Source organism: Vibrio sp. STUT-A11, assembly GCF_026000435.1.
Taxonomy (GTDB): Bacteria; Pseudomonadota; Gammaproteobacteria; order Enterobacterales; family Vibrionaceae; genus Vibrio.
Genome location: NZ_AP026763.1, coordinates 455,614 through 481,743, shown reverse-complemented (window position 1 = coordinate 481,743; position 26,130 = coordinate 455,614). Strand labels below are relative to the sequence as shown.

The 26,130-nt window shown below is 46.3% G+C and carries 22 protein-coding genes, 14 tRNA genes, 3 rRNA genes and 1 pseudogene; 30 read left to right on the top strand and 10 right to left on the bottom strand.

Features of this window, described 5'->3' with window-relative positions; genetic code table 11:
• Positions 1 to 140 precede the first annotated feature (140 nt).
• The 7 genes from OO774_RS02320 (at position 141) to ruvX (ending at position 5,322) form a co-directional block, all read left to right on the top strand.
• On the top strand, positions 141 to 938 hold the full coding sequence (locus OO774_RS02320; RefSeq protein WP_264904258.1) for a DUF2189 domain-containing protein: 798 nt from the start codon (positions 141 to 143) through the stop codon (positions 936 to 938).
• A 65-nt stretch (positions 939 to 1,003) separates the two neighbouring features.
• On the top strand, positions 1,004 to 1,501 hold the full coding sequence (locus OO774_RS02315) for a SprT family zinc-dependent metalloprotease (protein ID WP_264904256.1): 498 nt from the start codon (positions 1,004 to 1,006) through the stop codon (positions 1,499 to 1,501).
• Between the two features lie 123 nt (positions 1,502 to 1,624).
• The gene (locus tag OO774_RS02310) at positions 1,625 to 2,320 is read left to right on the top strand and encodes an endonuclease (RefSeq protein ID WP_264904255.1); all 696 of its coding nucleotides are present in this window, start codon (positions 1,625 to 1,627) and stop codon (positions 2,318 to 2,320) included.
• A 140-nt stretch (positions 2,321 to 2,460) separates the two neighbouring features.
• Positions 2,461 to 3,192, top strand: a complete 732-nt coding sequence (gene rsmE, locus OO774_RS02305) for a 16S rRNA (uracil(1498)-N(3))-methyltransferase (protein ID WP_264904253.1) — start codon at positions 2,461 to 2,463, stop codon at positions 3,190 to 3,192.
• 14 nt (positions 3,193 to 3,206) lie between these two features.
• Positions 3,207 to 4,157 carry a glutathione synthase gene (gene gshB, locus OO774_RS02300; protein WP_264904252.1) on the top strand — a complete coding sequence of 317 codons (951 nt, stop codon included), beginning with the start codon at positions 3,207 to 3,209 and terminating at the stop codon, positions 4,155 to 4,157.
• 135 nt (positions 4,158 to 4,292) lie between these two features.
• Positions 4,293 to 4,856, top strand: a complete 564-nt coding sequence (locus tag OO774_RS02295; RefSeq protein ID WP_264906045.1) for a YqgE/AlgH family protein — start codon at positions 4,293 to 4,295, stop codon at positions 4,854 to 4,856.
• A 40-nt stretch (positions 4,857 to 4,896) separates the two neighbouring features.
• Positions 4,897 to 5,322 carry a Holliday junction resolvase RuvX gene (ruvX, locus tag OO774_RS02290; RefSeq protein WP_264904251.1) on the top strand — a complete coding sequence of 142 codons (426 nt, stop codon included), beginning with the start codon at positions 4,897 to 4,899 and terminating at the stop codon, positions 5,320 to 5,322.
• A 270-nt stretch (positions 5,323 to 5,592) separates the two neighbouring features.
• Here the strand turns inward: ruvX and OO774_RS02285 are convergent, their stop codons facing one another.
• On the bottom strand, positions 5,593 to 6,699 hold the full coding sequence (locus tag OO774_RS02285; protein ID WP_264904250.1) for a PilT/PilU family type 4a pilus ATPase: 1,107 nt from the start codon (positions 6,697 to 6,699) through the stop codon (positions 5,593 to 5,595).
• Between the two features lie 30 nt (positions 6,700 to 6,729).
• Positions 6,730 to 7,770 (bottom strand): type IV pilus twitching motility protein PilT, encoded by a 1,041-nt coding sequence (locus OO774_RS02280; protein ID WP_014233032.1) that lies wholly within the window; start codon positions 7,768 to 7,770, stop codon positions 6,730 to 6,732.
• A gap of 28 nt (positions 7,771 to 7,798) precedes the next feature.
• On the opposite strand from OO774_RS02280, the gene OO774_RS02275 reads away from it, so the two are divergent.
• The 7 genes from OO774_RS02275 to hemW all read left to right on the top strand — a co-directional run bounded on the left by OO774_RS02275 (position 7,799) and on the right by hemW (position 12,787).
• Positions 7,799 to 8,512: a YggS family pyridoxal phosphate-dependent enzyme gene (locus OO774_RS02275; RefSeq protein ID WP_264904248.1), complete on the top strand. Its 714-nt coding sequence runs from the start codon at positions 7,799 to 7,801 to the stop codon at positions 8,510 to 8,512.
• 122 nt (positions 8,513 to 8,634) lie between these two features.
• Positions 8,635 to 9,453, top strand: a complete 819-nt coding sequence (gene proC, locus OO774_RS02270) for a pyrroline-5-carboxylate reductase (RefSeq protein WP_264904246.1) — start codon at positions 8,635 to 8,637, stop codon at positions 9,451 to 9,453.
• A 52-nt stretch (positions 9,454 to 9,505) separates the two neighbouring features.
• Positions 9,506 to 10,063: a YggT family protein gene (locus OO774_RS02265; RefSeq protein WP_014233035.1), complete on the top strand. Its 558-nt coding sequence runs from the start codon at positions 9,506 to 9,508 to the stop codon at positions 10,061 to 10,063.
• Positions 10,063 to 10,353, top strand: a complete 291-nt coding sequence (gene yggU, locus OO774_RS02260; protein ID WP_014233036.1) for a DUF167 family protein YggU — start codon at positions 10,063 to 10,065, stop codon at positions 10,351 to 10,353. The genes OO774_RS02265 and yggU overlap by 1 nt, the downstream gene beginning before the upstream one ends.
• Positions 10,354 to 10,427: 74 nt before the next feature.
• Positions 10,428 to 10,859 (top strand): DUF4426 domain-containing protein, encoded by a 432-nt coding sequence (locus OO774_RS02255; RefSeq protein WP_020334002.1) that lies wholly within the window; start codon positions 10,428 to 10,430, stop codon positions 10,857 to 10,859.
• Positions 10,860 to 10,991: 132 nt separating this feature from the next.
• Entirely contained in the window at positions 10,992 to 11,594 is a 603-nt protein-coding gene (locus tag OO774_RS02250) for an XTP/dITP diphosphatase (protein ID WP_263837478.1), read from the top strand.
• A 17-nt stretch (positions 11,595 to 11,611) separates the two neighbouring features.
• Positions 11,612 to 12,787, top strand: coding sequence for a radical SAM family heme chaperone HemW (hemW, locus tag OO774_RS02245; protein WP_264906043.1), 1,176 nt, complete (start codon positions 11,612 to 11,614; stop codon positions 12,785 to 12,787).
• 287 nt (positions 12,788 to 13,074) lie between these two features.
• Here hemW and glsB read toward each other — a convergent pair whose 3' ends face one another.
• The 3 genes from glsB to trmB form a co-directional block, all read right to left on the bottom strand.
• Positions 13,075 to 13,995, bottom strand: coding sequence for a glutaminase B (gene glsB, locus OO774_RS02240; RefSeq protein WP_014233039.1), 921 nt, complete (start codon positions 13,993 to 13,995; stop codon positions 13,075 to 13,077).
• A gap of 88 nt (positions 13,996 to 14,083) precedes the next feature.
• Complete coding sequence (locus OO774_RS02235; RefSeq protein WP_264906042.1) at positions 14,084 to 15,112, bottom strand: DNA methylase; 1,029 nt, start codon at positions 15,110 to 15,112, stop codon at positions 14,084 to 14,086.
• Positions 15,113 to 15,123: 11 nt separating this feature from the next.
• Complete coding sequence (trmB, locus tag OO774_RS02230) at positions 15,124 to 15,843, bottom strand: tRNA (guanosine(46)-N7)-methyltransferase TrmB (RefSeq protein ID WP_264904242.1); 720 nt, start codon at positions 15,841 to 15,843, stop codon at positions 15,124 to 15,126.
• 203 nt (positions 15,844 to 16,046) lie between these two features.
• Here trmB and mutY point away from each other — a divergent pair, with 203 nt between their 5' ends.
• The 16 genes and pseudogenes from mutY to OO774_RS02150 all read left to right on the top strand — a co-directional run bounded on the left by mutY (position 16,047) and on the right by OO774_RS02150 (position 21,251).
• On the top strand, positions 16,047 to 17,123 hold the full coding sequence (mutY, locus tag OO774_RS02225) for an A/G-specific adenine glycosylase (protein WP_264904241.1): 1,077 nt from the start codon (positions 16,047 to 16,049) through the stop codon (positions 17,121 to 17,123).
• Between the two features lie 19 nt (positions 17,124 to 17,142).
• On the top strand, positions 17,143 to 17,415 hold the full coding sequence (locus OO774_RS02220; protein ID WP_014233043.1) for an oxidative damage protection protein: 273 nt from the start codon (positions 17,143 to 17,145) through the stop codon (positions 17,413 to 17,415).
• 92 nt (positions 17,416 to 17,507) lie between these two features.
• Positions 17,508 to 18,650, top strand: coding sequence for a membrane-bound lytic murein transglycosylase MltC (mltC, locus tag OO774_RS02215; protein WP_264904238.1), 1,143 nt, complete (start codon positions 17,508 to 17,510; stop codon positions 18,648 to 18,650).
• 100 nt (positions 18,651 to 18,750) lie between these two features.
• A tRNA-Phe gene (locus OO774_RS02210) sits at positions 18,751 to 18,826 on the top strand.
• A gap of 53 nt (positions 18,827 to 18,879) precedes the next feature.
• Positions 18,880 to 18,955: transfer RNA gene (locus OO774_RS02205), tRNA-Thr, on the top strand.
• Positions 18,956 to 18,962: 7 nt separating this feature from the next.
• Positions 18,963 to 19,038 (top strand) — tRNA-Phe (locus tag OO774_RS02200).
• Positions 19,039 to 19,204: 166 nt separating this feature from the next.
• Positions 19,205 to 19,280, top strand: a tRNA-Asn gene (locus tag OO774_RS02195).
• Between the two features lie 70 nt (positions 19,281 to 19,350).
• Positions 19,351 to 19,426: transfer RNA gene (locus OO774_RS02190), tRNA-Thr, on the top strand.
• A gap of 7 nt (positions 19,427 to 19,433) precedes the next feature.
• A tRNA-Phe gene (locus OO774_RS02185) sits at positions 19,434 to 19,509 on the top strand.
• 163 nt (positions 19,510 to 19,672) lie between these two features.
• Positions 19,673 to 19,748, top strand: a tRNA-Asn gene (locus OO774_RS02180).
• Positions 19,749 to 20,102: 354 nt separating this feature from the next.
• Positions 20,103 to 20,477 (top strand): annotated as a pseudogene (locus tag OO774_RS02175) (methyl-accepting chemotaxis protein); the annotation flags it as partial.
• A gap of 233 nt (positions 20,478 to 20,710) precedes the next feature.
• Positions 20,711 to 20,786 (top strand) — tRNA-Phe (locus tag OO774_RS02170).
• A gap of 54 nt (positions 20,787 to 20,840) precedes the next feature.
• Positions 20,841 to 20,916 (top strand) — tRNA-Thr (locus tag OO774_RS02165).
• A 34-nt stretch (positions 20,917 to 20,950) separates the two neighbouring features.
• Positions 20,951 to 21,026: transfer RNA gene (locus OO774_RS02160), tRNA-Asn, on the top strand.
• A gap of 39 nt (positions 21,027 to 21,065) precedes the next feature.
• Positions 21,066 to 21,141: transfer RNA gene (locus tag OO774_RS02155), tRNA-Thr, on the top strand.
• A gap of 34 nt (positions 21,142 to 21,175) precedes the next feature.
• Positions 21,176 to 21,251: transfer RNA gene (locus OO774_RS02150), tRNA-Asn, on the top strand.
• 1,179 nt (positions 21,252 to 22,430) lie between these two features.
• On the opposite strand, the gene OO774_RS02145 is transcribed toward OO774_RS02150, so the two are convergent.
• The 5 genes from OO774_RS02145 to OO774_RS02125 form a co-directional block, all read right to left on the bottom strand.
• Positions 22,431 to 22,507, bottom strand: a tRNA-Asp gene (locus tag OO774_RS02145).
• A gap of 31 nt (positions 22,508 to 22,538) precedes the next feature.
• Positions 22,539 to 22,655, bottom strand: a 5S ribosomal RNA gene (gene rrf, locus OO774_RS02140).
• 18 nt (positions 22,656 to 22,673) lie between these two features.
• Positions 22,674 to 22,749, bottom strand: a tRNA-Thr gene (locus OO774_RS02135).
• Positions 22,750 to 22,809: 60 nt separating this feature from the next.
• Positions 22,810 to 22,926, bottom strand: a 5S ribosomal RNA gene (rrf, locus tag OO774_RS02130).
• Positions 22,927 to 23,036: 110 nt separating this feature from the next.
• Positions 23,037 to 25,926 (bottom strand): 23S ribosomal RNA (locus OO774_RS02125).
• Positions 25,927 to 26,130 lie beyond the last annotated feature (204 nt).

Sequence of the window (26,130 nt, the reverse complement as noted above, 5' to 3'; positions counted from 1 at the left end):
AACAACGTGGATGTAAGCTAGTGTGACTACAGCAACCTTGGGAAAAACGTTAGCCAGGCATCCTTTTATGACTTAAACCTAGTAGGGGTTGGTTAGGTCATGTTTCAGATAACTGCGAAGGAATAAGCCAAGGAGGAGTTATGCCTCGAACTGTCAATTCATCCGACTTCCATAGTAAACGAAAGGAAGTCCCTGATAATGAATACGCTAAAACCATCCCGTGTAACACGGTTAACCTGAGTGCGCCTTTCCACTGGCTAGCCCTAGGGTTACATGATTTCGTGCGAATGCCGATCATCAGTGCCTTTTATGGGTTGTGCTTTATGGCGGCAGCGATCGGAATTGTATTGCTAGTGCAATGGCAAGGCACACATCTTGTCGTAATGCCGAGCTTAATCGTCTATATGCTGATTGGTCCATTTTTAGCTTTGGGCTTGTATGATGCCAGTTGGGAGAGAGAACGCGGACACAAAGCTCGCCTGTTCCACTCAATGAAAGCGATAGGTCGTAACTCCACCTCTCAATGGGCATTTGCCGTTCTTCTCGCCGTTTGTATGATTTTCTGGATGCGAATCGCGGCACTTCTACATGCGTTGTACCCATCGGTACAAGGTGCACCGTTGACCGAGTTCTTACCTTTCTTAGTGATTGGGTCACTTATTGGTTTCGTTCTGGCAAGCGTAGTGTTCAGCATTTCAGCGTTCTCAATTCCATTGATGATGGAGCGCCGAGTTGACATGATGACGGCGGTATTCACCAGCTTTAATGCGGTCAAATCCAACATTCCAGCAATGATCGTTTGGGCAGCAATCATCTGTGGCGGCATCCTAATTGGTTTTGCCACTTACGGTATCGGTATGCTATTTACCATGCCAATTCTCGGCTACGGTACATGGCATGCCTACCATGCAACGATTAAGAAAAAACACACACCTTAATTCTGTGATGCTATGATCTTGCCCTCGCAACTGCGGGGGCTTTTTATTGAATCGGTGAGGAAAGAGTGGACATAGAACTAAGCTACCAAGCAAAACAGGTGATGGCGTACTATATCGCATTAGCTGAACATGCTTTTAAGCGTTCATTCCCCATTCCCAGCCTGACCTTTAAAGTCCGAGGTAAAGCAGCAGGAAAAGCGTACCTTCAGCTCAATGAGATTCGCCTTAACCCGGTTTTATTTAAAGAAAACACCCAAGCTTTTTTGCAAGAAGTGATTCCGCACGAAGTCGCCCACTTAATCACCTACCAGGTTTACGGTCGAGTCCGTCCTCATGGCAAAGAGTGGCAAACGATAATGGAATCCGTATTTAACGTTGCGGCCAAAACCACGCATAGTTTCGAAGTGGCTTCCGTTCAAGGCAAAACCTTTGAGTACCGTTGTCGCTGCACGACATATCCCCTTTCTATTCGCCGTCACAACAAAGTGCTTCGCAAACAAGCCGTGTATTCATGTCAAAAGTGCCGTCAGCCTCTTAGCTTCACTGGCATTCAGCTTAGTTAGCTCTTAACAAAACAATAACCAGCAAGGTTCTACTGTTCTTTATTAATTATTAACTTGCTTATTACGAAAGCTAATATCTGAGTGATAGAATGGATAAAGTCATACTTTTTAAAGACTTTAACCATGAAATACCTATTCTCTTTGTTCATTCTTGCACTATCCAGTACAGCTGTGGCCGCGCCACCAAGTTCATTTTCATCCGCTAAGCGCGAAGCGGTAAAAATCTATCAAGATCACCCCACCAGCTTTTATTGCGGCTGTGATATTCAATGGCAAGGCAAGAAAGGCTTACCTGATCTTTCCTCATGCGGCTACCAGATCCGAAAACAAGAGAGACGCGCCTCACGCATCGAGTGGGAACACGTCGTTCCTGCTTGGCAATTTGGACACCAACGGCAATGCTGGCAAAACGGCGGACGCAAAAACTGCACACGTCATGACAAGGTATTCCGTTCAATGGAAGCCGATCTGCATAACCTGACCCCAGCAATTGGTGAAGTAAATGGTGATCGATCTAACTACAATTTCAGTCAGTGGAATGGGATCGATGGTGTAACCTATGGACGTTGCGAAGTTCAGGTTAACTTCAAGCAACGTAAAGTCATGCCACCCGATCGAGCACGCGGTTCAATTGCTCGTACCTACCTTTATATGAGCAAAGAATATGGTTTCAAACTATCCAAGCAACAAACTCAACTAATGAGTGCATGGAACAAAACCTACTCTGCTGATAGGTGGGAGTGCGAACGTGATAAGCGCATTGCCAAAGTACAAGGCAACCATAATCCATTCGTTCAAGAGGCCTGTCGCGCACTGTAATCATCACCAATCGCGATAATCGCTAATCTTTCCTGATTGAGGCGTTTCATTTACTCCAATTGAAACGCCTCTTGCCCCTTGTTTTTTCGATGGAAAGCATCCATGTTAGGAACTAAGTTTATTCTCTTGCTGGAAATCTCATGCGTATCCCTCGAATTTATCATCCAGAAACCATTCACCAACTTGGTACACTCGCTTTAAGTGAAGATGCCGCTAGCCATATTGGCCGCGTACTTCGGATGAAGGAAGGCCAGGAAGTTCTCCTATTTGATGGCAGTGGCGCAGAGTTCCCGGCAGTTATCACCGAAGTCAGCAAAAAAAATGTCCTGGTCGACCTTTCTGAACGCGTAGAGAACAGCATTGAATCCCCTTTAGATCTCCACCTAGGACAGGTCATTTCACGAGGTGACAAGATGGAGTTCACCATTCAAAAGTCGGTAGAACTCGGGGTAAATACCATCACTCCCCTTATTTCTGAACGTTGTGGCGTGAAACTCGATCAAAAACGATTTGAGAAGAAACTGGCCCAATGGCAGAAGATCGCGATCAGTGCTTGTGAACAGTGTGGACGTAACATCGTTCCGGAGATTCGTCCAATCATGAGCTTGGAAGAGTGGAGCAAAGAAGAGTACGATGGACTGAAGCTCAACCTTCACCCTCGCGCCAAATACTCGATCAACACCCTACCTACACCGGTTGAAAAAGTGCGTCTGCTGATCGGCCCAGAAGGCGGGTTGTCGTCTGAAGAAATCGATATGACGCGCGAATACCAATTTGAAGAGACGCTTCTCGGTCCGCGCGTGCTGCGCACCGAAACAGCGGCTCTTACCGCAATTACAGCTTTACAAGTTCGTTTCGGCGATCTTGGTTAAAACGGAGAAAAATAATGATCAAACTCGGTATTGTAATGGACCCAATTTCGTCCATTAACATCAAGAAAGACTCTAGCTTTGCCATGATGCTTGAAGCGCAACGCCGCGGCTACGAAATCCACTACATGCAAATGAATGATCTTCACCTCGACCAAGGTGTGGCCATTGCCGACACTAAAGTGGTTGAACTAAAAGAAGATCCAAACGGCTGGTACGAATTCAAATCAGAGCAAACTATCGAGCTATCTGAGTTAGACGCGGTTCTGATGCGTAAAGATCCTCCGTTTGACACTGAGTACATCTACGCGACATACATTCTTGAGCGTGCAGAAGAGCAAGGCACATTAATCGTCAACAAACCTCAGAGCTTGCGTGACTGTAACGAGAAGTTGTTTACGGCCTGGTTCCCGGAATTGACCCCAACCACTATCGTTACACGTAAAGCTGAAAAGATTAAACAGTTCCGTGAAGAGCACGGCGATGTGATCTTAAAGCCTCTAGATGGCATGGGTGGTGCGTCTATTTTCCGTGTGAAAGAGAACGATCCAAACGTATCTGTGATCATCGAAACACTGACCAACCACGGCCAGTACTACGCCATGGCACAAACGTTTGTACCAGACATCAGCAATGGTGACAAACGTATTCTCGTGGTTGACGGCGAGCCAATGCCTTACTGTCTGGCACGCATTCCAGCAAAAGGCGAAACGCGTGGTAACCTTGCTGCGGGCGGCACGGGTGAAGCTCGTCCTCTCAGTGAGACTGATATTAAGATTGCCGAAGCGGTAGCGCCAACTTTGAAAGAAAAAGGTCTTATCTTTGTTGGCCTTGATGTGATTGGCGATAAGCTGACAGAAATCAACGTGACCAGCCCTACGTGTATTCGTGAAATCGAAGCAGCGTTTGATATCTCAATCACGGGCAAATTAATGGATGCTATTGAACGCCGAGTAAAAGGCGAATAATTAGCACGAAAGGTCAACAGATCCTAAATATATAGTAAAGTTATAGTAGAGAGCCACATGCAAACTTAAGCAAATTCATGCATATAATGCAAATTTGCTCAAGTCTACTTCTGAGTCCTAAGGATCAGTATGAATATGAACCTCACAAACCATTTTTTAGTTGCCATGCCTGGAATGAAAGATCCCTACTTTCAGAACAGCGTTATCTACGTTTGCGAGCACAACGAAGAAGGCGCAATGGGGTTGATAATCAATGCGCCAGTCGATATCACTGTGGGTAACATGCTTAAGCAAGTTAAAGTGCAACCTGTACACCCGCGCTTGTTCGAGGCCAGCTTAGACAAGCCTGTATACAACGGCGGTCCAATCTCAGAAGATCGTGGTTTTATTCTACATAAACCGAAAGATTACTATGAATCCAGTATTCAGATGACCGATGATCTTGCCGTCACAACCTCGCGAGATATTCTGACGGTATTGGGTACCGAGGCTGAACCAAGCGACTATTTAGTTGCTTTGGGCTACGCAGGCTGGAGCGCAGGACAGCTGGAAAATGAGTTAGTTGAAAACTCCTGGCTGACCATTGAGGCGACGCCAGAAATCATCTTTGATACTCCAATAACCGATCGTTGGAAAAAAGCAGTAGAAAAACTGGGGATCGATCCGAGTCAGCTTTCTTCTGATGCAGGACATGCCTGATAAGTCAGACGTTCCCCTAGATTGAGATTTGAGACACCTTATGTCACGTACAATTATGGCTTTTGATTTTGGAACCAAAAGCATCGGCAGCGCCATTGGCCAGGAAATTACCGGCACCGCTTCCCCACTCAAGGCTTTTAAAGCCAATGATGGCATTCCAAACTGGGACGACATCGAAAAACAGATCAAAGAATGGCAACCAGATTTACTGGTGGTAGGTTTGCCGACTGACCTGCATGGCAAAGATCTGGAAACCATTACTCCACGCGCGAAGAAATTTGCTAATCGTTTACATGGTCGTTATGGCTTACCCGTAGAGCTGCACGATGAACGTTTGTCCACGGCAGAAGCTCGTGCAGACTTATTCGAAATGGGTGGTTATAAAGCGCTGTCAAAAGGGAATATCGATTGTCAATCGGCGGTCGTCATTCTAGAAAGCTGGTTTGAAAATCTGTGGAATGAGTAAATTAGTGTTAAGCTTCTGCCATAATGCAGTTCACTCAACAGCGAGTCAAATATTCCAGTCCCCGGTCATCCTGGACAGCGACGAAGGAGCGTGATTCAGGATCTTCTATCTGAGCACTTTGATGTCAAAGGTATTTCTCTATATTCTTAGTGCGCTGATATTAGATTCCTAGTCTCGCTGAGGCTCGCTGGAATGACCCTATAAGAGTCGTCAAGTGACCGGCATTATAGCTGCTGCCAACCTTTTTTATTGCCTGAGATATGGGAAATCCTAGTCCATATCGATCTTAACGTTCGCCAAGCTTCCTGTTGCTAGAGGCTCTCCGCGTTGAGTTTTCAGCATGAGACGCAGGTCATTTGCCGAATCTGCACTGTGCAGTGCATCCTCTTCACTGATTTTCCCTTGCATAACTAACTTGTAGAGCGACTGGTCAAAAGTCAGCATACCAAACTCATTTGAACGAGCCATGGTCGACTTGAGTTCATGAAGATCGCCTCGACGGATTAAATCCGAAACACGCGGACTGTTCAGCAGGATCTCAAATACGCCATGACGCCCCTGCCCACTTTTATCGCGGATTAGCTGCTGGCCAACCACGCCTTTTAAGTTCATAGACAGATCAAACAAGAACTGCTCTTTTTGATCTTTAGGCACTAAATGAAGAATACGTTCTAACGCCTGGTTGGCGTTATTCGCGTGGAGAGTCGCCATACACAAATGCCCGGTTTCAGCAAAGGTCATCGCATATTCCATGGTCTCTCTACTGCGAATTTCGCCGATCAAAATCATATCCGGAGCCTGTCGCAGGGAGTTTTTCAGTGCCACTTCGTAACTTTCGGTGTCTAAACCGACTTCACGCTGGGTTACGATACAACGCCGGTGTTCATGAACAAATTCGATCGGATCTTCTACCGTCAGGATATGCCCGGTCTTAGTACTGTTTCGGTAGCCTGTCATCGCCGCCATCGTGGTCGACTTACCAGAACCTGTCGCACCAACCACCAGCACCAGACCTCGCTTGGCGATCGCTAAATCTTGCAACACCAGAGGCAGTTTGAGCTGCTCAAAGGTAGGGATGTCGGTCTCAATACGGCGAATAACCGCGCCCGGCAATTCTCGCTGGAAAAAGGCACTGACACGGAATCGACCACAGTCTCTGACGATAGCAAAGTTAGACTCTCGACTTTTTCGAAACTCCTGACGACGCTCAGGATCCATTGCATTATCCAGCAACTGCGCCACATCATTTTCTGTCAGCTTGTCACCTTGCGGACGTAACTCACCGTCGACACGAAACAAAATCGGCGCGCCGACCGTGATATAAAGATCCGACGCTTGCAGCGCCAGCATCCCTTCGAGAAATTTATTCAGATCCATTTTCCGTATTCACCATTACCTGTATGAGTGTTACGAGAACTGCTGTACATCAAGCCCAACTTTGCTGTCGGCCTCTTCATGAGAAACAATACCTTGCGCCAATAGCTGACGCGCATTTTGCTCCATTGTCTGCATGCCGTGCGCCGCACCAGTTTGAATTATCGAATACATCTGAGCGACTTTATCTTCACGAATCAAGTTACGGATTGCTGGTGTCGCCATCATGATTTCGTGGCAGGCGACTCGGCCACCACCATTACGCTTAAGTAACTTCTGGGCAATCACTGAGCTTAACGATTCTGACAACATCGAACGCACCATGTCTTTGTCGCTACCCGGGAATACATCAATAATACGGTCGATGGTTTTTGCAGCTGAGCTGGTGTGTAGCGTTCCAAAAACCAAATGACCGGTTTCTGCGGCGGTCAATGCAAGGCTGATGGTTTCTTTATCACGCATCTCACCAACTAAGATGACATCCGGGTCTTCACGCAACGCACTGCGTAAGGCGTTTTGGAAGCTATGAGTATCACGGTGAACTTCACGCTGGTTGATCAAACATTTGTTGTTGGTGTGAACAAATTCAATTGGATCTTCAATTGTGAGAATGTGCTTATTGTGATTACGATTGATGTAGTCGACAATGGCAGCTAAAGTCGTCGATTTACCAGAGCCGGTTGGTCCTGTTACCAGAACTAAGCCTTTTTGCCCGCTGGCAATCTTGCTGAAAATTTCTGGAGCTTCGAGTTGATCAAGCGTTGGTATGCTGCTTGGAATGGTACGAAATACCGCTGCGCAGCCACGTGACTGGTTAAAGGCGTTGACACGAAAGCGACCAACGTTCTGTAGTTCAAAAGAGAAATCGACTTCGAGTTTTTCTTCGAACTCACTGCGTTGAGCGTCATTCATGATTTCGAATACCAAGCGATGTACCTCTTGGTGTGTAAACGCTGGAATCCCGAGCTTTCTCACATCACCATCAATTCTGACCATAGGTGGTACACCTGCAGAAAGATGTAGATCTGAGGCATTATGTTTTACACTAAAATCCAGTAACTCAGTGATATCCATTTAAAATCCTTAAGTCTAAAGTACAGCTATGAGTAGTATTCAACAAAATATTGAACATATCACCTCTCAAATTCGCAACGACGAGCAAAAATGCGGTCGTGCTCCGGAGTCAGTGCAACTTCTAGCGGTAAGTAAAACCAAACCCGTTGAAGCCATTCTTGAAGCTTACCAAGCTGGTCAAACCGCATTTGGTGAAAACTATGTGCAAGAGGGCGTGGATAAAGTTCAGCACTTTGCACAGCATTATCCAGATAATTGCATAGAATGGCACTTCATCGGCCCAATTCAGTCCAATAAATCACGTCTTGTCGCTGAACATTTCGATTGGGTTCACACCATTGACCGCGCAAAGATCGCGCAACGTCTTAATGATCAACGCCCTAGCGAATTAGAACCCTTACAGGTACTGATTCAAGTGAACACCAGTGGCGAAGACTCAAAGTCTGGCGTAACCGATGCAGAAATATTCGAACTGGCTGAGTTGATTTCTCGCCTTCCGAACCTCACCTTAAGAGGATTGATGTCTATTCCTGCGAACGTATCGGACTATGATGCACAACTTCATGAGTTCCAGAAACTGGCGGCATTGAAGCAATCGCTTCAGCAGCAGTATCCGGACATCGACACATTGTCCATGGGGATGAGTGGCGACATGACGGCGGCGATAGAAGCTGGTAGTACTATGGTTCGTATCGGAACAGCGATTTTTGGCGCACGTGACTATAACTCAAAAAGTGAATAGCCATTACCCGTAAGCGAAAAAAACTCAATCTTCGCATCACAAAATTAAGCGGTAAGACTTAATTGCCACTATGCACACCTGTGCATTATAAATAGTAAAGTATCACAATGGAAATCAGACAAATGGAACATAAAAAGATTGCCTTCATCGGTGCAGGTAACATGGTGCGAGCCATCATTTCTGGCTTAGTCTCAAATGGTTACCCGGCACAAAATATTGTGGCAACCGCCCCTTCAGAAACACGCCGCTTGCCACTCGAGCAAGATTTTGGCATCCGTACGACCAGCGATAACATCCTCGCTGCATCAGAAGCGGATGTGGTGGTGTTGTCTGTAAAACCACAAATGATGGCGGAGGTATGTAAACCACTGCAGTCTGTCGATTTCAGTAACAAGTTAGTGATTTCTATCGCTGCTGGCATTAATTGTTCACGTTTAGATGAGATGCTAGCGACTAAGTTGAACTTGGTTCGTGTGATGCCAAATACGCCTTCCCAACTCGGTTTAGGCATGAGTGGTCTTTTCGCTCCAGAACACGTTACTGAGCAAGATAAAGACTTTGCCGCTCAATTAATGGAAGCGGTAGGTAAAGTGGCTTGGGTAGAACAAGAGTCTGGCATCAACAACGTGATTGCGGCTGCAGGTAGCGCGCCAGCTTACTTCTTCTTGTTTATGGAAGCCATGCAAGCAGAAGCAATAGCACAAGGCTTTGATAAAGACACAGCTCGTCTGCTGGTTCAGCAAGCGGCATTAGGTGCTGCAAGCATGGTTGTAAATAATCCAGAGACCGAGCTATCCACATTACGTGAAAATGTCACCTCTAAAGGTGGCACAACAGCGGAAGCACTACGCACATTCAACGAACATCAACTTTCTGATATCGTAGCAAAAGCAATGCAGGCAGCGGTTGCTCGTGCGGAAGAAATGGAAAAACTATTTTAATTATCTGGATGCTTACAGAGAAAAGCCATCCACCACTTGTTAAGGGTACCTTATGAATTCAATGAGTTTTCTCATCTCAACCCTATTTGACCTGTATATCATGGTCGTTATATTGCGTATTTGGTTGCAAGCTGCGCGTGCAGACTTCTATAACCCTTTCTCGCAATTTATCGTTAAAGCTACTCAGCCTGTGATTGGCCCTCTGCGTCGCTTTATTCCGTCTGTCGGTAATATCGACCTGGCTACTGTTCTCTTTGCGTATCTATTGTGTGTACTAAAGTTCGTAGCACTGATCCTAATTGCATCTAGCGGTTCAGTGTCTTTCAGTATCGAGTTCCTATTCCTGGGCTTACTGTCTCTGATTAAAGCTGCTGGCGGTTTGTTATTCTGGGTATTGCTGATTCGTGCAATCTTAAGCTGGGTTAGCCAAGGCCGCAGCCCTATCGAATATGTATTCCACCAGCTGACAGAACCAATGTGCGCGCCAATCCGTCGCATTCTTCCTGCATTCGGTGGTCTGGATCTTAGCGTCCTGGTTCTGTTTATTGGTCTACAATTCGCCAACTTCCTGATGGGCGATATTATTGGCCCTATCTGGTTCCAACTGTAGTGTCAGCCGCAGTTTGGCGCGATGGCGAAGACATTGTCCTAAGACTCTATATTCAACCCAAAGCAAGCCGCGATAAAATCGTCGGCTTGCATGGAGAAGAGTTAAAAATCGCCATTACTGCACCGCCTGTCGATGGTAAAGCCAATGCGCATCTCACCAAGTTCTTGGCTAAGCAGTTTAAAGTCGCTAAAGGTCTGGTTCACATAGAAAAAGGCGAACTGGGACGACACAAACAAATTCGGATAGAATCGCCTACCCAGATACCTACTGACATAGAAGCCATCTTATGATGGCTTTTTATTTAAGCTTAAAGCAGGTTATTTAAATTAAACTTAAATGGAAGTGTCTCCTTGAGGATTTCACAATGAACAAATGGATTACCGCGTTACTGATCAGCCTACTGTCTTTCCCGACTTTCGCTGAACAGTTCAAAAACATGAAAGACATCGAAGTCCATTACGTGGCGTTTAACTCTACCTTTTTGACGCCTAAAATAGCGCGAAGCTATGACATCAAACGTAATGGCTATCTTGCGATCATCAATATTAGTGTGCTGGACAGAGCCTCACTGGGAAAACCGGCGCTAGAAGCACAAGTTGCTGGGCAAGCTAAGAACCTGATTGGTCAAACTCAGCAGTTAACCTTTCGAGAAGTCAAAGAAGGTGACGCCATTTACTACCTAGCGGAACTGCCAGTCACTCATGAAGAAACTTTTACCTTCGATATTGATGTAAAATCGGGAAACAAAGGCTCAGGAAAGCTTCAATTTACCCAAAAATTTTATGTTGAAGAGTAATAAGTCGAAAAGTAATTAGATCAGATGATCTAAACGATTTTGGACACCTGCAGACCAAAAGCCATACAAAGTTAGAAATAAAATGATAAGGAGAACGACATGTTCTCCTTATCACAATGAAAAGAGAACCCCATGAAAAAGATTGTGTTAGCAACCGGCAACCAAGGCAAAGTACGTGAGATGGCTGATTTGCTGTCCGATTTCGGATTCGAAGTATTAGCACAAAGCGAATTCAACGTCTCTGAAGTTGCAGAGACAGGCACCACATTTATTGAAAACGCGATCATCAAAGCCCGCCACGCAGCACAAGAAACAGGCCTACCCGCAATCGCTGATGATTCTGGTTTAGAAGTCGACTACCTTAACGGTGCACCAGGCATCTATTCTGCGCGTTACGCTGGCGAAGGCGCGACAGATCAAGACAACTTAGAAAAGCTGTTAAAAGCAATGGAAGGTGTATCAGAGGCGGAGCGCACCGCACGTTTCCATTGCGTATTGGTTCTGATGCGCCATAAAGACGACCCAACGCCTATTGTTTGTCACGGTAAGTGGGAAGGTCGTATCCTGACAGAGGCTCACGGTGAGAACGGCTTTGGTTATGACCCTGTCTTTTTTGTACCGGAGGATGGCTGTGCATCAGCGGAGTTAGAACCTGCGCGTAAAAAGCAGCTATCACACCGTGGTAAAGCGCTTAAGTCTCTGTTTGCTCAGCTGTCTGAACAAGCCGCTCAGTAAGGTAAACGAGTTTGACCATATTAACGCCCCCAGCACTCAGTCTCTATGTCCACATCCCATGGTGTGTACAAAAGTGCCCATACTGTGATTTCAACTCGCATGAGCTCAAGGCAGAGATCCCAGAAGAGCAATACATCAACGCCCTGCTGGAAGATCTGGATACCGACATTGAGAAGTATCGCTTGAACGATGCGCCGCGTCCTCTGCACTCGATCTTTATCGGTGGCGGTACGCCTAGTCTGATTTCTGCACAAGGGATTGAGAGACTGTTAACAGGTATTGAAGCGCGCATTCCGTTCAAAACTGACATCGAAATTACGATGGAAGCCAACCCGGGAACAATTGAAGCGGAACGTTTTGCCGGCTACCGAAAAGCAGGTGTAACGCGCATCTCCATTGGTGTGCAAAGTTTTGAGCAAGAGAAACTAGAACGCCTTGGTCGGATTCATGGCAAAGATGAGGCCGTCAATGCGGCTAACCTTGCTCACCAGATTGGCTTGAACAGCTTTAACCTGGATTTAATGCACGGCTTGCCAGATCAAAGTATTGAGCAGGCTCTGGCCGATTTGGACAAAGCGATTGAACTGGCACCGCCGCACCTGTCTTGGTACCAGCTCACCATTGAGCCGAATACCATGTTCTACTACAAGCCGCCGACGCTACCTGACGACGATGACTTATGGGACATCTTCGAGCTAGGACATAAAAAGCTGGCGGCCGCTGGGTACGTACAATACGAAATTTCTGGTTACAGTAAGCCGGGCTTCCAATGCCAGCACAACCTCAATTACTGGCGCTTTGGGGATTACCTCGGCATTGGTTGTGGCTCACACGGTAAGCTGAGTTTTGCTGATGGACGGATCATTCGTACCACGAAAGTAAAACACCCTCGTGGGTATCTGGCTGCATACCAAAATATGGTTAAGCCATACCTTCATACTGAACAATTCGTCGAAGATGAAGACCGTCCGTTTGAGTTCTTTATGAACCGTTTCCGTTTAATAGAAGCGTGTCCAAAACAAGACTTTATCGACACCACAGGATTACCACTGAGTAGCATTCAAGACACCATCAACTGGGCGTTAGAATTGGGGTACTTGAGCGAGACCGAAACACACTGGCAAATCACTGAAAAAGGTAAGCTTTTTCTGAACGACTTACTCGAAGCGTTTATGGTAGAAGAAGACGAATAAGCGAGTCTGATATCAGAATGCCTCTCTGTTTGAGGATGCCGTTCGTTTCACAGCGAACGGCATTTATAAGTCTCCCGTCTTCCTGAACAGCGACGAAGGAGCGTGATTCTGGATCTTCTATCCGAGTACTTTGTTGTCAAAGCGTTTTCTATCTATTCTCAGCACGCTGATATTAGATTCCTAGTCTCGCTAGGGCTCGCTGGAATGACCCGATGAGAGTCCTTAAGCGAAAGGTATTTTCTCTATATGAGAGGCATTTTTGTATGCTCTGAGAAGAGTAAGTAACTCTAGAAAATAGAACGACCGATTCGCTCAGAAAGCAATTCCAAAGCTTTAGTGCCAGCTAATGAGTTACCTGCAGGGTCGAGCTCCGGGGACCAGACTGCAATGGTCATATCCCCCGGTACGACTGCAATAATGCCGCCGCCCACGCCAGATTTACCCGGCATACCGACTCGGTAGGCAAACTCACCTGCACCGTCATAAAGCCCGCACGTTGCGAGCAGCGCATTCAACTGCTTAGTTTGCGTCGGTGAGACAATCGGCTTCCCGGTATGCACAGACGTACCTTTGTTGGCTAAATAACTAAAGGTTTTCGCCAAATCAACACAGCTCATCTTCAATGCGCAGGCGTGGAAATAGTTTTGCAGCACTGGAATAACTTCATTCTCAAAGTTACCAAATGAGCGCATCAGATAAGCAATCGCAGCGTTGCGGTCACCATGCATCATTTCAGAAGCGGCCACCACTTTGTCGTACACTATGTGGGTATCGCCGGAAAGCTGACGAACAAATTCAAGCAAGCGCTGACGCGGTGCAGACAAACGGCTTTGCAGCAGATCAGCAACCACTATCGCACCAGCGTTGATGAACGGGTTGCGTGGAATGCCCTGCTCCATCTCTAACTGGATTAAAGAGTTAAAAGCCTGACCAGAAGGCTCTTTGCCTACCCTTGCCCATATTTCTTCTTGTTTATATAAGCACATCGCCAGCGTCAGGCTCAGGGCTTTAGAAATAGACTGGATAGAAAAAGGCTCGTCGGCATCTCCCGCCTTAATCACTTCGCCGTCATTGGTGTATACCGCAATACCTAACTTATTGCTGGGCACTTTTGCCAGAGCTGGAATGTAGTCTGCTACTTTTCCCTGACCGATCAAAGGACGAACTTCGGTCAGAATATCTGTCAAAATTTCCACTGTAGGTTTCATTGTCCACCTTATTATCACTGATTTAATTCAGAGGTAAAAAAAGCCAACAGTGTGTTGGCTTTTCAAATATTCTTTATCGAACAATCAATTATGGTTTCACTGCCACAATAATGTTGCGGTTGATAGATTGATCCACGCGGTGAAGATAACCGATGTAAGGGGCTTCTGAAAGCACCTTCCATCCCTGTTCTTCAAATAATGCCGCGACATCTTTCCATTTCAGTGTGAACTCATTGAAAGACAACACCACAGAACCTTGCTTTTTCAGCACCACTTTCCATGCAGGCAGGGCTTCTTTTAAAAGCTCTAATGGGCTGCGGTTCAGTTTGCTGTCTTTGGTATTTTTACTGCCGTGCTGCACACCATAAGGCAAGTCAGACACCATGACATCCACCGAGTTCTTCTTCACAACTTGGTCAGCGATACGAGTATCCGCCGAATACAGTTTCATCGTCTGAAGGTTACCTTGATTGTAATCTTCTTTTGTCGCTGCGGCTTCAACCACGAAACCATCGGCCACTTTTTTACCACCAGAAGTGCGCTTTTCTTTGCTCACTTTATGCTTAAAGCGACCGTTCTTCATAAACTTAACGACGAAAGTTTGAATCTCTTGAACCCATTTCTGGTTGATCTCAACACCCACCACGTTCAAGCCATGGATCAAACCTTCAAATAGTGTTGTACCCTTACCACACATCGGATCCATTAACGTCAGTTGCGCACTATCTGTGTTAGCGGCACTCACGCCAAGGTTTACCATCAAACGCGTAAACTGTTCGTTTGTTTTTCCGGTATAACGCAGGATCTGACTCATGCTCTCAGGGAAAGTGTTGAACGCAGGCGCCTGAATTGGACGTAGCAAACCATCTTCACGCACTTCAAACAGCGCGTAATAAATCGAAGATGCCGCAATTTTACGACTTTGTGCCTCGTTGAGCGCTTCTGCACACGAGAACACCAGTGCCGCAGGTAAGCCGACATCTTTACTGCCAATTTCAGTCACTTCAACACCTTCAGAAGCCAGCATTGCTTTTAGCTCTGAACATGCGATGGTCATTGCGCTATCAAAATAAATACGGTTGTGACCCGGATTCGCTAATATCGCATAGTGGTACATCACCTGGCTCCTTAAGCAGTACGCTTGAATTTGATGTCCCACACACCGTGACCAAGACGGTGACCGCGAGCTTCAAATTTAGTCAATGGACGCTCTTCAGGGCGAGGAACAAAGTCACCATCTTCAGCAATGTTTTCAAAGCCTGGTGCCTGGTTCATGATTTCAATCATGTGCTCAGCGTAGTTTTCCCAGTCCGTTGCCATATGGAAGATACCCTCATTAGGGATAAGCTTCTGGCGAACCATTTCAGCAAACTCTAGCTGTACGATACGGCGCTTGTGGTGACGTTTTTTGTGCCATGGGTCAGGGAAGAACAGTTGTAGAGTCGCCAAGCTATCATTTGGGATCATGTGCTCAAACACTTCAACCGCATCGTGGCACATTACGCGCAGGTTAGTCAGACCCGCTTCACGTGCATCAGCAAGACAAGCGCCAACACCTGGACTATGTACTTCAATACCGATGAAGTTTTTCTCAGGTGCGTTCTTTGCCATTTCAACCAGTGAAGCGCCCATACCAAAACCGATCTCAAGTACAACCGGGTTGTCGTTACCAAAGACTTCTTTCCAATCAAGAAGTTCTGCTTGGTAATCGATACCCATCGTTGGCCAGCACTCATTCATCGCACTCTCTTGGCCCTTAGTTAGGCGGCCTTCGCGACGAACGAAACTGCGGATTTTACGGATCATTTTGCCGTCTTCGTTGTATTCGTTAGTGGTTACTTCACTCATTGATTTTGCCTGCACATTGATTAATCAAAGCGGGGATTATCCAAAGAATTTACTCGGGTGCAAGTTTTTGTTGAGCTCTCGGTCTATCACGACTCAAAAGCTATGATGATCCCTGTAATATCCCCACACTTTATCCGTTGTACTTATCACCCAATATGTGGTGCAATTTTGCCCCTAACCAATAATAGAATACAGAGCAAGTCGTGACCCCTTTCGCCAGTGCCATTTTAGAATGGTATGACGCATATGGAAGAAAAGATCTTCCGTGGCAACAGAACAAAACCGCATACAGTGTCTGGTTGTCTGAAATCATGCTTCAGCAAACTCAGGTCACTACGGTGATTCCTTATTATCAACGCTTTTTAGAGCGATTTCCGACCGTGGTCGACCTTGCTAATGCAGAGCAAGATGAAGTTCTGCACCTTTGGACGGGTCTCGGTTATTACGCCCGAGCACGTAACCTTCATAAAGCAGCAAAAGAGGTGGCCCAAACCTATAACGGTGAATTCCCTCTAGATATCGAGCAAATGAATGCACTGCCAGGCATTGGCCGCTCAACTGCGGCTGCTGTACTGTCATCCGTACATAAACAGCCTCATGCGATCCTCGATGGTAACGTGAAGCGAACACTTTCTCGATGCTTTGCCGTTGAAGGATGGCCGGGCCAGAAGAAAGTGGAAAACCAGTTGTGGGAAATTGCCGAGGCACATACCCCACAAACGGATGTCGACAAATATAACCAAGCCATGATGGACATGGGGGCGATGGTCTGCACACGCAGCAAACCTAAATGCACACTATGTCCTGTTGCTGATCTTTGTGTAGCGAAAAAACAAGGTAATATCCTCGACTACCCAGGTAAGAAGCCCAAGAAAGACAAACCGGTGAAGCAAACCCGCTTTGTCATGCTGCATCATAAAAATGCAAATGGGCACGAAGTATGGCTGGAACAAAGACCTCAAACTGGAATTTGGGGCGGGCTATTCTGCTTTCCACAAACCGAACATGTTGATGTCGAAAGCGATATTGATTTGCTGTTGGAACAACGCGGCATTCAAGCCAATGACATTAAACAGCAGCAAACGCTGATCACTTTCCGCCATACCTTTAGTCATTATCATCTCGATATCACACCAATTTTGATTGACCTGTCAAAGCAACCCGATGTGATAATGGAAGGTAACAAAGGTCTTTGGTATAACTTATCTAAACCTGAAGAAGTAGGCTTAGCCGCGCCAGTCAAACTATTGCTGGAAACGCTACCCCACGAACTTCGTTAATTGAATGCAAGGAGTCATTATGAGCCGCACTGTGTTTTGTGCTCGACTAAAGAAAGAAGGCGAAGGTCTAGACTTTCAACTTTACCCAGGTGAGCTAGGTAAACGTATTTTTGATAATATTTCTAAAGAAGCTTGGGCTGAATGGCAACACAAACAAACCATGTTGATCAACGAAAAGAAGCTTAACATGATGGATCCAGAGCATCGTAAACTGATCGAAACTGAAATGGTGAACTTCCTGTTCGAAGGCAAAGACGTTCACATCGATGGTTACACACCACCTAGCGAATAACTTGTTCAAATAAAGTAAGTCTATTCAGAAACAATGACATCACATAGAACCTTGTGGTGTCATTGCCACACCATCCCATCAAATAATTAGCCATGAAAAAAATTGTCTTTATCGTTGCAGCTCTTCTATTAACGGCAGGCTGTAGTCGCGAGGTCGTCGAAAAGTTTTATGATGTCGAGTACGAGCCAACCAATCGCTTCGCCAATAACTTAGCCGAGTTACCAGGACAATTTGAGAAAGACACCGCAGCTCTCGATTCGTTGATCAATAGCTTCTCCGGTAATATCCAAAAAAAATGGGGTAAACGAGAAGTTAAGCTCGCAGGTAAAAGCAATTACGTAAAATATATCGATAACTACCTAAGTAGAGCTGAAGTTGATTTCCAAAAAGGCGTGATCACTATAGAAACCGTTTCGCCAACCGAACCACAAAAGCACCTCAAAAACGCCATCATCACAACACTACTCACTCCTGATGACCCGGTGAATGTCGATCTATTTTCTTCCAAAGATATCAAACTTGAAGGTCAACCTTTTCTCTATAAACAAGTCGTCGACCAAGATAACAAGGCTATTAAGTGGTCATGGCGAGCTAACCGCTTTGCCGATTACCTGATTAACCACGAAATAAAAACCAAAGACGTCGACTTCAAAAAAGCGTACTACGTAGAAATTTCCATGGTGGAAGATCACTTCATCCAACGCAGCTATCAATATGCGAACATCGTGCGCCGAGCCGCAGAGAAATACGACATCCCCGAAGATTTAATTTACGCCATTATCAAAACAGAAAGCAGTTTTAATCCATATGCCGTCAGTTGGGCGAATGCCTATGGCTTGATGCAAGTCGTACCAAAAACAGCAGGCAGAGACGTTTTCGCGCTGGTAAAAAATCGCTCAGGCCAACCAAGCCCAGAGTATTTGTTTAACCCAGAAAACAATATTGATACCGGAACTGCTTACTTCTACATCTTGAAGAATCGTTATTTAAAAGAGGTCAGTCACCCCACCTCGCTCGAATACAGTATGATATCCGCGTACAACGGCGGTACTGGTGGCGTTCTCAATACCTTTAACCGCAGTGACCGAAAACGTGCGATGCGGGATCTGAATTCTCTGCAACCTAATCAGGTTTATTGGGCACTAACTAAAAAACATCCCAATGCAGAAGCACGACGCTACCTAGAAAAAGTTACAAATTTCAAAAAGGAATTTAACTCTGTGCAAACTTTCTAGCACGAGTTGAACAAAAAGCGTTCGAACAACCACTTTTTTGAAATTATTTAAAAAAAGTGGTTGACGGAAAGCGGGAAAATCCGTTTAATAGCGCTCCGTTGCCCGGATAGCTCAGTCGGTAGAGCAGAGGATTGAAAATCCTCGTGTCGGTGGTTCGATTCCGCCTCCGGGCACCACAATTTAATGTTGTTGGTGTCATGCACGGACAACAAGCAAAGAATAATAGTGTGCCGACTTAGCTCAGTAGGTAGAGCAACTGACTTGTAATCAGTAGGTCACCAGTTCGATTCCGGTAGTCGGCACCATTCTTTTGCCTCGATAGCTCAGTCGGTAGAGCAGAGGATTGAAAATCCTCGTGTCGGTGGTTCGATTCCGCCTCGAGGCACCATATTAAATTATCGGTGTTGGACACATTATCTGTTAAAGGTTTTGTTGAAAAACATCGGTCAGTGCCCTGGGCGGGCCCGTTATTCCGCCTCGAGGCACCATTATCGCTTGCTTAATTTGAAATGATTGGCAAGACACAAACAACTTTTTGTTGTTAAAAGAACAATTCCTCCTTAGCTCAGTTGGTAGAGCGACGGACTGTTAATCCGCAGGTCGCTGGTTCGAGCCCAGCAGGAGGAGCCACTTTCTAGAATTTCATTTAGTTGGAATTCTAAAAAAGAAGAGTTCATCTCTTCCAAAAAGAATAAAGTGTGCCGACTTAGCTCAGTAGGTAGAGCAACTGACTTGTAATCAGTAGGTCACCAGTTCGATTCCGGTAGTCGGCACCATTCTTTTGCCTCGATAGCTCAGTCGGTAGAGCAGAGGATTGAAAATCCTCGTGTCGGTGGTTCGATTCCGCCTCGAGGCACCATATTAAATTATCGGTGTTGAAGACATTGTCTTTTAAAAGATTTTGTTGAAAAACATCGGTCAGTGCTCTGGGTGGGCCCGTTATTCCGCCTCGAGGCACCATTATTTGGTGCACTTGCTTAATTGGCAAGACACAAACAACTTTTTGTTGTTAAAAGAACAATTCCTCCTTAGCTCAGTTGGTAGAGCGACGGACTGTTAATCCGCAGGTCGCTGGTTCGAGCCCAGCAGGAGGAGCCACTTTCAAAAAGCCGTATCATATGATGCGGCTTTTTTTGTATCTATATATTCTCCCCTACCCAGTCACGACTTTCACCGTTCTAAATATAAAACTCGCCTCTTGAACAACTGACTTCACGACAAAAATTTAATCTCCATCATAATTTAAACAAGCACTTGTAGGCGCTCATCTCTGGGCAAGCGCGAAATAACAACTCGTGCTGTGTCTCTTCATCGCAGGTGCTACTCTCGCCAGCCTAGTCATCGCTATCTTCAAGATGTTGAACGTATTAGGGGATGGTCCAATGAAGTACGACAAGCCGTTCAGGCTGTCCCTCAGGGAATATCCAGGCAACTTTCGATACGGTAGTCCTAAAAGATAGTGTTTACGATACTGTGCAGAACATGATCTCAAACCTCCAGCAAGGTTCTCGCCATGCTATCCAAATAATGGAGATTTGCGCCGAGGCCAGTCAAAGCACAGTCACACAGTCCCAAAATGCTTCTGAATCTCTACAACAGATATTGACAGCATTAGAAGCCATTACGACAATGAGCCAACAAATCGCAACGGCTGCTGCGGAGCAAACCCATGTTAGCGACGATATTGCACACCGCATAACCCTGATTGAAGAAAGTGGTTATCAACTAAATTCGGTGGTCACAGAGAGGCAATCAAGCACTCAAAGCCTGGCTTCTTTAGCGAATGATCTGGAAGGATGGGTGAATAAGTTCTCTGTAAAGCACTAGCTTAGAGCCAATTTACTAACTTAAAGCACATTTTCAAACGTGCTTTATTATTTTTGGCTTACTAATCAGGCAAACAAACTCGTCGTTTAATTCCCAAGAACGCTTAAAGCAAGGTGTATCTCCATTTAAAATGCATAAAAACAGCCCACTCCGAGCACAATTTCATCAAACGATATTTTATTTGAATTTTATTGTTGACCTAAGAAGCGAAAAGCCGTTTAATACACCTCGTCGCCCGGATAGCTCAGTCGGTAGAGCAGAGGATTGAAAATCCTCGTGTCGGTGGTTCGATTCCGCCTCCGGGCACCACAATTTATTAATTGTTGGTGCCTTGCACGAACAATAGTTAAAAGAATAAGATGTGCCGACTTAGCTCAGTAGGTAGAGCAACTGACTTGTAATCAGTAGGTCACCAGTTCGATTCCGGTAGTCGGCACCACTTTCTTTATAGATAAGAATCTTAAAAAGACAATTCCTCCTTAGCTCAGTTGGTAGAGCGACGGACTGTTAATCCGCAGGTCGCTGGTTCGAGCCCAGCAGGAGGAGCCACTTTCAATTAGCAAGATTATTGCTTGTTAATGAAAACGTGCCGACTTAGCTCAGTAGGTAGAGCAACTGACTTGTAATCAGTAGGTCACCAGTTCGATTCCGGTAGTCGGCACCACTTTCTTTATAGATAAGAATCTTAAAAAGACAATTCCTCCTTAGCTCAGTTGGTAGAGCGACGGACTGTTAATCCGCAGGTCGCTGGTTCGAGCCCAGCAGGAGGAGCCACTTTTGGAAAGCTGCATCATCGATGCGGCTTTTTTTTCGTTTAAAATTCCCGAATAGCTCTTCTTATATTCGCCATCAAGCCTATACCATTGGTTTTAGGAGCTTTTCTGCCAAAAAGTTTGTCATTGCTCCCCTCCCTTCTTGAATCGCGATATCAATAAGAAAGTATGGCTCTTAAGGCTTAGCAATAGCACAAATCACATTTGCCTCTTTCGTTATACACTTCACACCCAACCTCACTCCCAGCACTAACTATCTATAGATATTCATCGAAGGCCAGTATTGGCTCTCTAACAGGCTTTCAATGACTTTATAAGTTGTTAGCGCGTTACGCCCCATAACGATCGTAATCACCAACCTGTGACGCTCTAGAGGGCTTACAGAGTCAGGAACAGGCTTTAAAATTAAGCTCTTTCTTCAGACCTATGAATTCCACTAAAAGCCCATATAAAGTGCTGTTAAGCCGAGAAATGCGCTAATTCATTTCAGCAGAGAAAGCCCTGTAATTGATCCTAAACAGTTATATCAGCACACCTTACACCAACAACACCGTAAACATGGAACGACTAGAGACTTCACGATGCAGCGCCTAATCACACGCCACGTGCAAGCGTAAAAGCCATCTTTGAAATTCCAGAGTAATAAGTATTACCTTTCTAGCTAGACTCAAGACAAGTGACAGCGGACAAAGAACGTGAGGCTTCTTCTGACGTTCAGAATAAGCAGAGGATCTGTCGGGCTTGAGATCAAGCAAGTTCCCAACAAGAGGAACTCTTAGGTCTGAGTAAAGTCACTCAATACACACTAAAAGGTCCAGGTATTTCTGCTTGGATCGGGAATGAATATCAGAAGAGCAGAGCCATAGGAAACCGGAAGACATTCAACCCGACGGGTAAACATGTACGTCGTTGATAAAAACTCTGCTATTTCTAGTAAGGCTTTAGAGTACGAGATGGAACGGCTGGGCAGCAAGCTACGGGCAACCCTTCCTGCGGGACTCGGTTTCCCTGAAAGGGAAACCATGTACCATAAACGACAAAAGCCTAGTCTTTCGACTAGGCTTTCTAATAAGTGGCGGAGAGGCTGGGGTCGCACACGACCGGGACTCATTGGTCGAAGACCAACCTAACTGAACACAAACAAAAAGACCTCAGCATTTCTGCTGAGGTCTCGAATAAGTGGCGGAGCGGACGGGACTCGAACCCGCGACCCCCGGCGTGACAGGCCGGTATTCTAACCAACTGAACTACCGCTCCGCATTGGTCAGACTATTTGAGTCTAATAAGAACCTGGCGATGTTCTACTCTCACATGGGGAAGCCCCACACTACCATCGACGCTACTTCGTTTCACTTCTGAGTTCGGAAAGGAAATCAGGTGGGTCCAAAGCGCTATGGTCGCCAAGTAAAATTCTAATTGTAAATGGTGCTGATACCCAGACTCGAACTGGGGACCTCATCCTTACCAAGGATGCGCTCTACCACCTGAGCTATATCAGCATCAAGATGTCCCTGAAGACTAAAAAAGCCCGTTCTTTCAAACGGGCTCTTTAAATTTGAGCCTGGCGATGTCCTACTCTCACATGGGGAAGCCCCACACTACCATCGGCGCTATTTCGTTTCACTTCTGAGTTCGGAATGGAAGTCAGGTGGGTCCAAAACGCTATGGTCGCCAAGCAAATTCTTACTCTCTATTTCTAGAGAAAACTTGGAAAGCTGTTGTTAATTCTCGTTTTTACACATTCAATGTTCTTTCATTGAGTCCATCAAAACCCCTTGGGTGTTGTATGGTTAAGCCTCACGGGCAATTAGTACAGGTTAGCTCAACGCCTCACAACGCTTACACACCCTGCCTATCAACGTCGTAGTCTACGACAACCCTTTAGGATACTTAAAGTATCAGGGAGAACTCATCTCAAGGCTCGCTTCCCGCTTAGATGCTTTCAGCGGTTATCGATCCCGAACTTAGCTACCGGGCAATGCGTCTGGCGACACAACCCGAACACCAGAGGTTCGTCCACTCCGGTCCTCTCGTACTAGGAGCAGCCCCTTTCAATTCTCCAACGCCCACGGCAGATAGGGACCGAACTGTCTCACGACGTTCTAAACCCAGCTCGCGTACCACTTTAAATGGCGAACAGCCATACCCTTGGGACCGACTTCAGCCCCAGGATGTGATGAGCCGACATCGAGGTGCCAAACACCGCCGTCGATATGAACTCTTGGGCGGTATCAGCCTGTTATCCCCGGAGTACCTTTTATCCGTTGAGCGATGGCCCTTCCATTCAGAACCACCGGATCACTATGACCTGCTTTCGCACCTGCTCGAATTGTCATTCTCGCAGTCAAGCGGGCTTATGCCATTGCACTAACCTCACGATGTCCAACCGTGATTAGCCCACCTTCGTGCTCCTCCGTTACGCTTTGGGAGGAGACCGCCCCAGTCAAACTACCCACCAGGCACTGTCCTCATCCCCGATGAGGGGACCAAGTTAGAACATCAACACTACAAGGGTGGTATTTCAAGGTCGGCTCCACCAACACTGGCGTGCTGGTTTCAAAGCCTCCCACCTATCCTACACATGTAGGGTCAATGTTCAGTGCCAAGCTGTAGTAAAGGTTCACGGGGTCTTTCCGTCTAGCCGCGGGTACACTGCATCTTCACAGCGATTTCAATTTCACTGAGTCTCGGGTGGAGACAGCGTGGCCATCATTACGCCATTCGTGCAGGTCGGAACTTACCCGACAAGGAATTTCGCTACCTTAGGACCGTTATAGTTACGGCCGCCGTTTACCGGGGCTTCGATCAAGAGCTTCGACCGAAGTCTAACCCCATCAATTAACCTTCCGGCACCGGGCAGGCGTCACACCGTATACGTCATCTTACGATTTTGCACAGTGCTGTGTTTTTAATAAACAGTTGCAGCCACCTGGTATCTGCGACTCTCAATAGCTCCATCCGCAAGGGACTTCACCGTCGAGAGCGTACCTTCTCCCGAAGTTACGGTACCATTTTGCCTAGTTCCTTCACCCGAGTTCTCTCAAGCGCCTTGGTATTCTCTACCCGACCACCTGTGTCGGTTTGGGGTACGATTCCTTACAATCTGAAGCTTAGAGGCTTTTCCTGGAAGCATGGCATCAATGACTTCACATCCGTAGATGCTCGACGTCGTGTCTCAGCCTTAAAGAGAGCCGGATTTACCTAACTCTCAAGCCTACGCACTTGAACCTGGACAACCGTCGCCAGGCCCACCTAGCCTTCTCCGTCCCCCCATCGCAATTGTAAGAAGTACGGGAATATTAACCCGTTTCCCATCGACTACGCCTTTCGGCCTCGCCTTAGGGGTCGACTTACCCTGCCCCGATTAACGTTGGACAGGAACCCTTGGTCTTCCGGCGAGGAGGTTTTTCACCCCCTTTATCGTTACTCATGTCAGCATTCGCACTTCTGATACGTCCAGCATGCGTTACCACACACCTTCAACCGCTTACAGAACGCTCCCCTACCCAATATACAAAAGTATATTGCCGCAGCTTCGGTTTACTACTTAGCCCCGTTACATCTTCCGCGCAGGCCGACTCGACCAGTGAGCTATTACGCTTTCTTTAAATGATGGCTGCTTCTAAGCCAACATCCTGGCTGTCTGAGCCTTCCCACATCGTTTCCCACTTAGTAGTAATTTGGGACCTTAGCTGGCGGTCTGGGTTGTTTCCCTCTCCACGACGGACGTTAGCACCCGCCGTGTGTCTCCCGGATAGTACTTACTGGTATTCGGAGTTTGCAAAGGGTTGGTAAGTCGGGATGACCCCCTAGCCTTAACAGTGCTCTACCCCCAGTAGTATTCGTCCGAGGCGCTACCTAAATAGCTTTCGGGGAGAACCAGCTATCTCCAGGTTTGATTGGCCTTTCACCCCTAGCCACAAGTCATCCGCTAATTTTTCAACATTAGTCGGTTCGGTCCTCCAATTGATGTTACTCAATCTTCAACCTGCCCATGGCTAGATCACCTGGTTTCGGGTCTATATCCAGAGACTGAACGCCCAGTTAAGACTCGGTTTCCCTACGGCTCCCCTAGATGGTTAACCTTGCCACTGAATATAAGTCGCTGACCCATTATACAAAAGGTACGCAGTCACACCACGAAGGTGCTCCTACTGCTTGTACGTACACGGTTTCAGGTTCTATTTCACTCCCCTCACAGGGGTTCTTTTCGCCTTTCCCTCACGGTACTGGTTCACTATCGGTCAGTCAGTAGTATTTAGCCTTGGAGGATGGTCCCCCCATATTCAGACAGGATATCACGTGTCCCGCCCTACTCGATTTCACTGAACACACATCGTCAACTACGGGACTATCACCCTGTATCGTCGGCCTTTCCAGACCGTTCGTCTAACGTGTGTAAAGCTTAAGGGCTAGTCCAATTTCGCTCGCCGCTACTTTCGGAATCTCGGTTGATTTCTTTTCCTCGGGGTACTTAGATGTTTCAGTTCCCCCGGTTCGCCTCGTTATGCTATGTATTCACATAACGATACTTACTTATGTAAGTGGGTTTCCCCATTCGGAAATCCCAGACTCAAGTGGCTTTTACTGCCTAATCTGGGCTTATCGCAAGTTAATACGTCCTTCATCGCCTCTGACTGCCAAGGCATCCACCGTGTACGCTTAGTCACTTAACCATACAACCCGAAGGAGTTTCGAATTGATGTTAAACAACCAAAGTTGTCTCTCATTATTTGAATGAGCGAGAGACATTCGATTTTGCCGGACTCAAATATGTTTTGCTTTCGCAAAACCCAAGAACACTTGAATGTGTTTTTAGTTGTATTCCATTAGGAATACTTTGAGAACTTTACAAACAAATCTTTATTTCTAAGAAACAA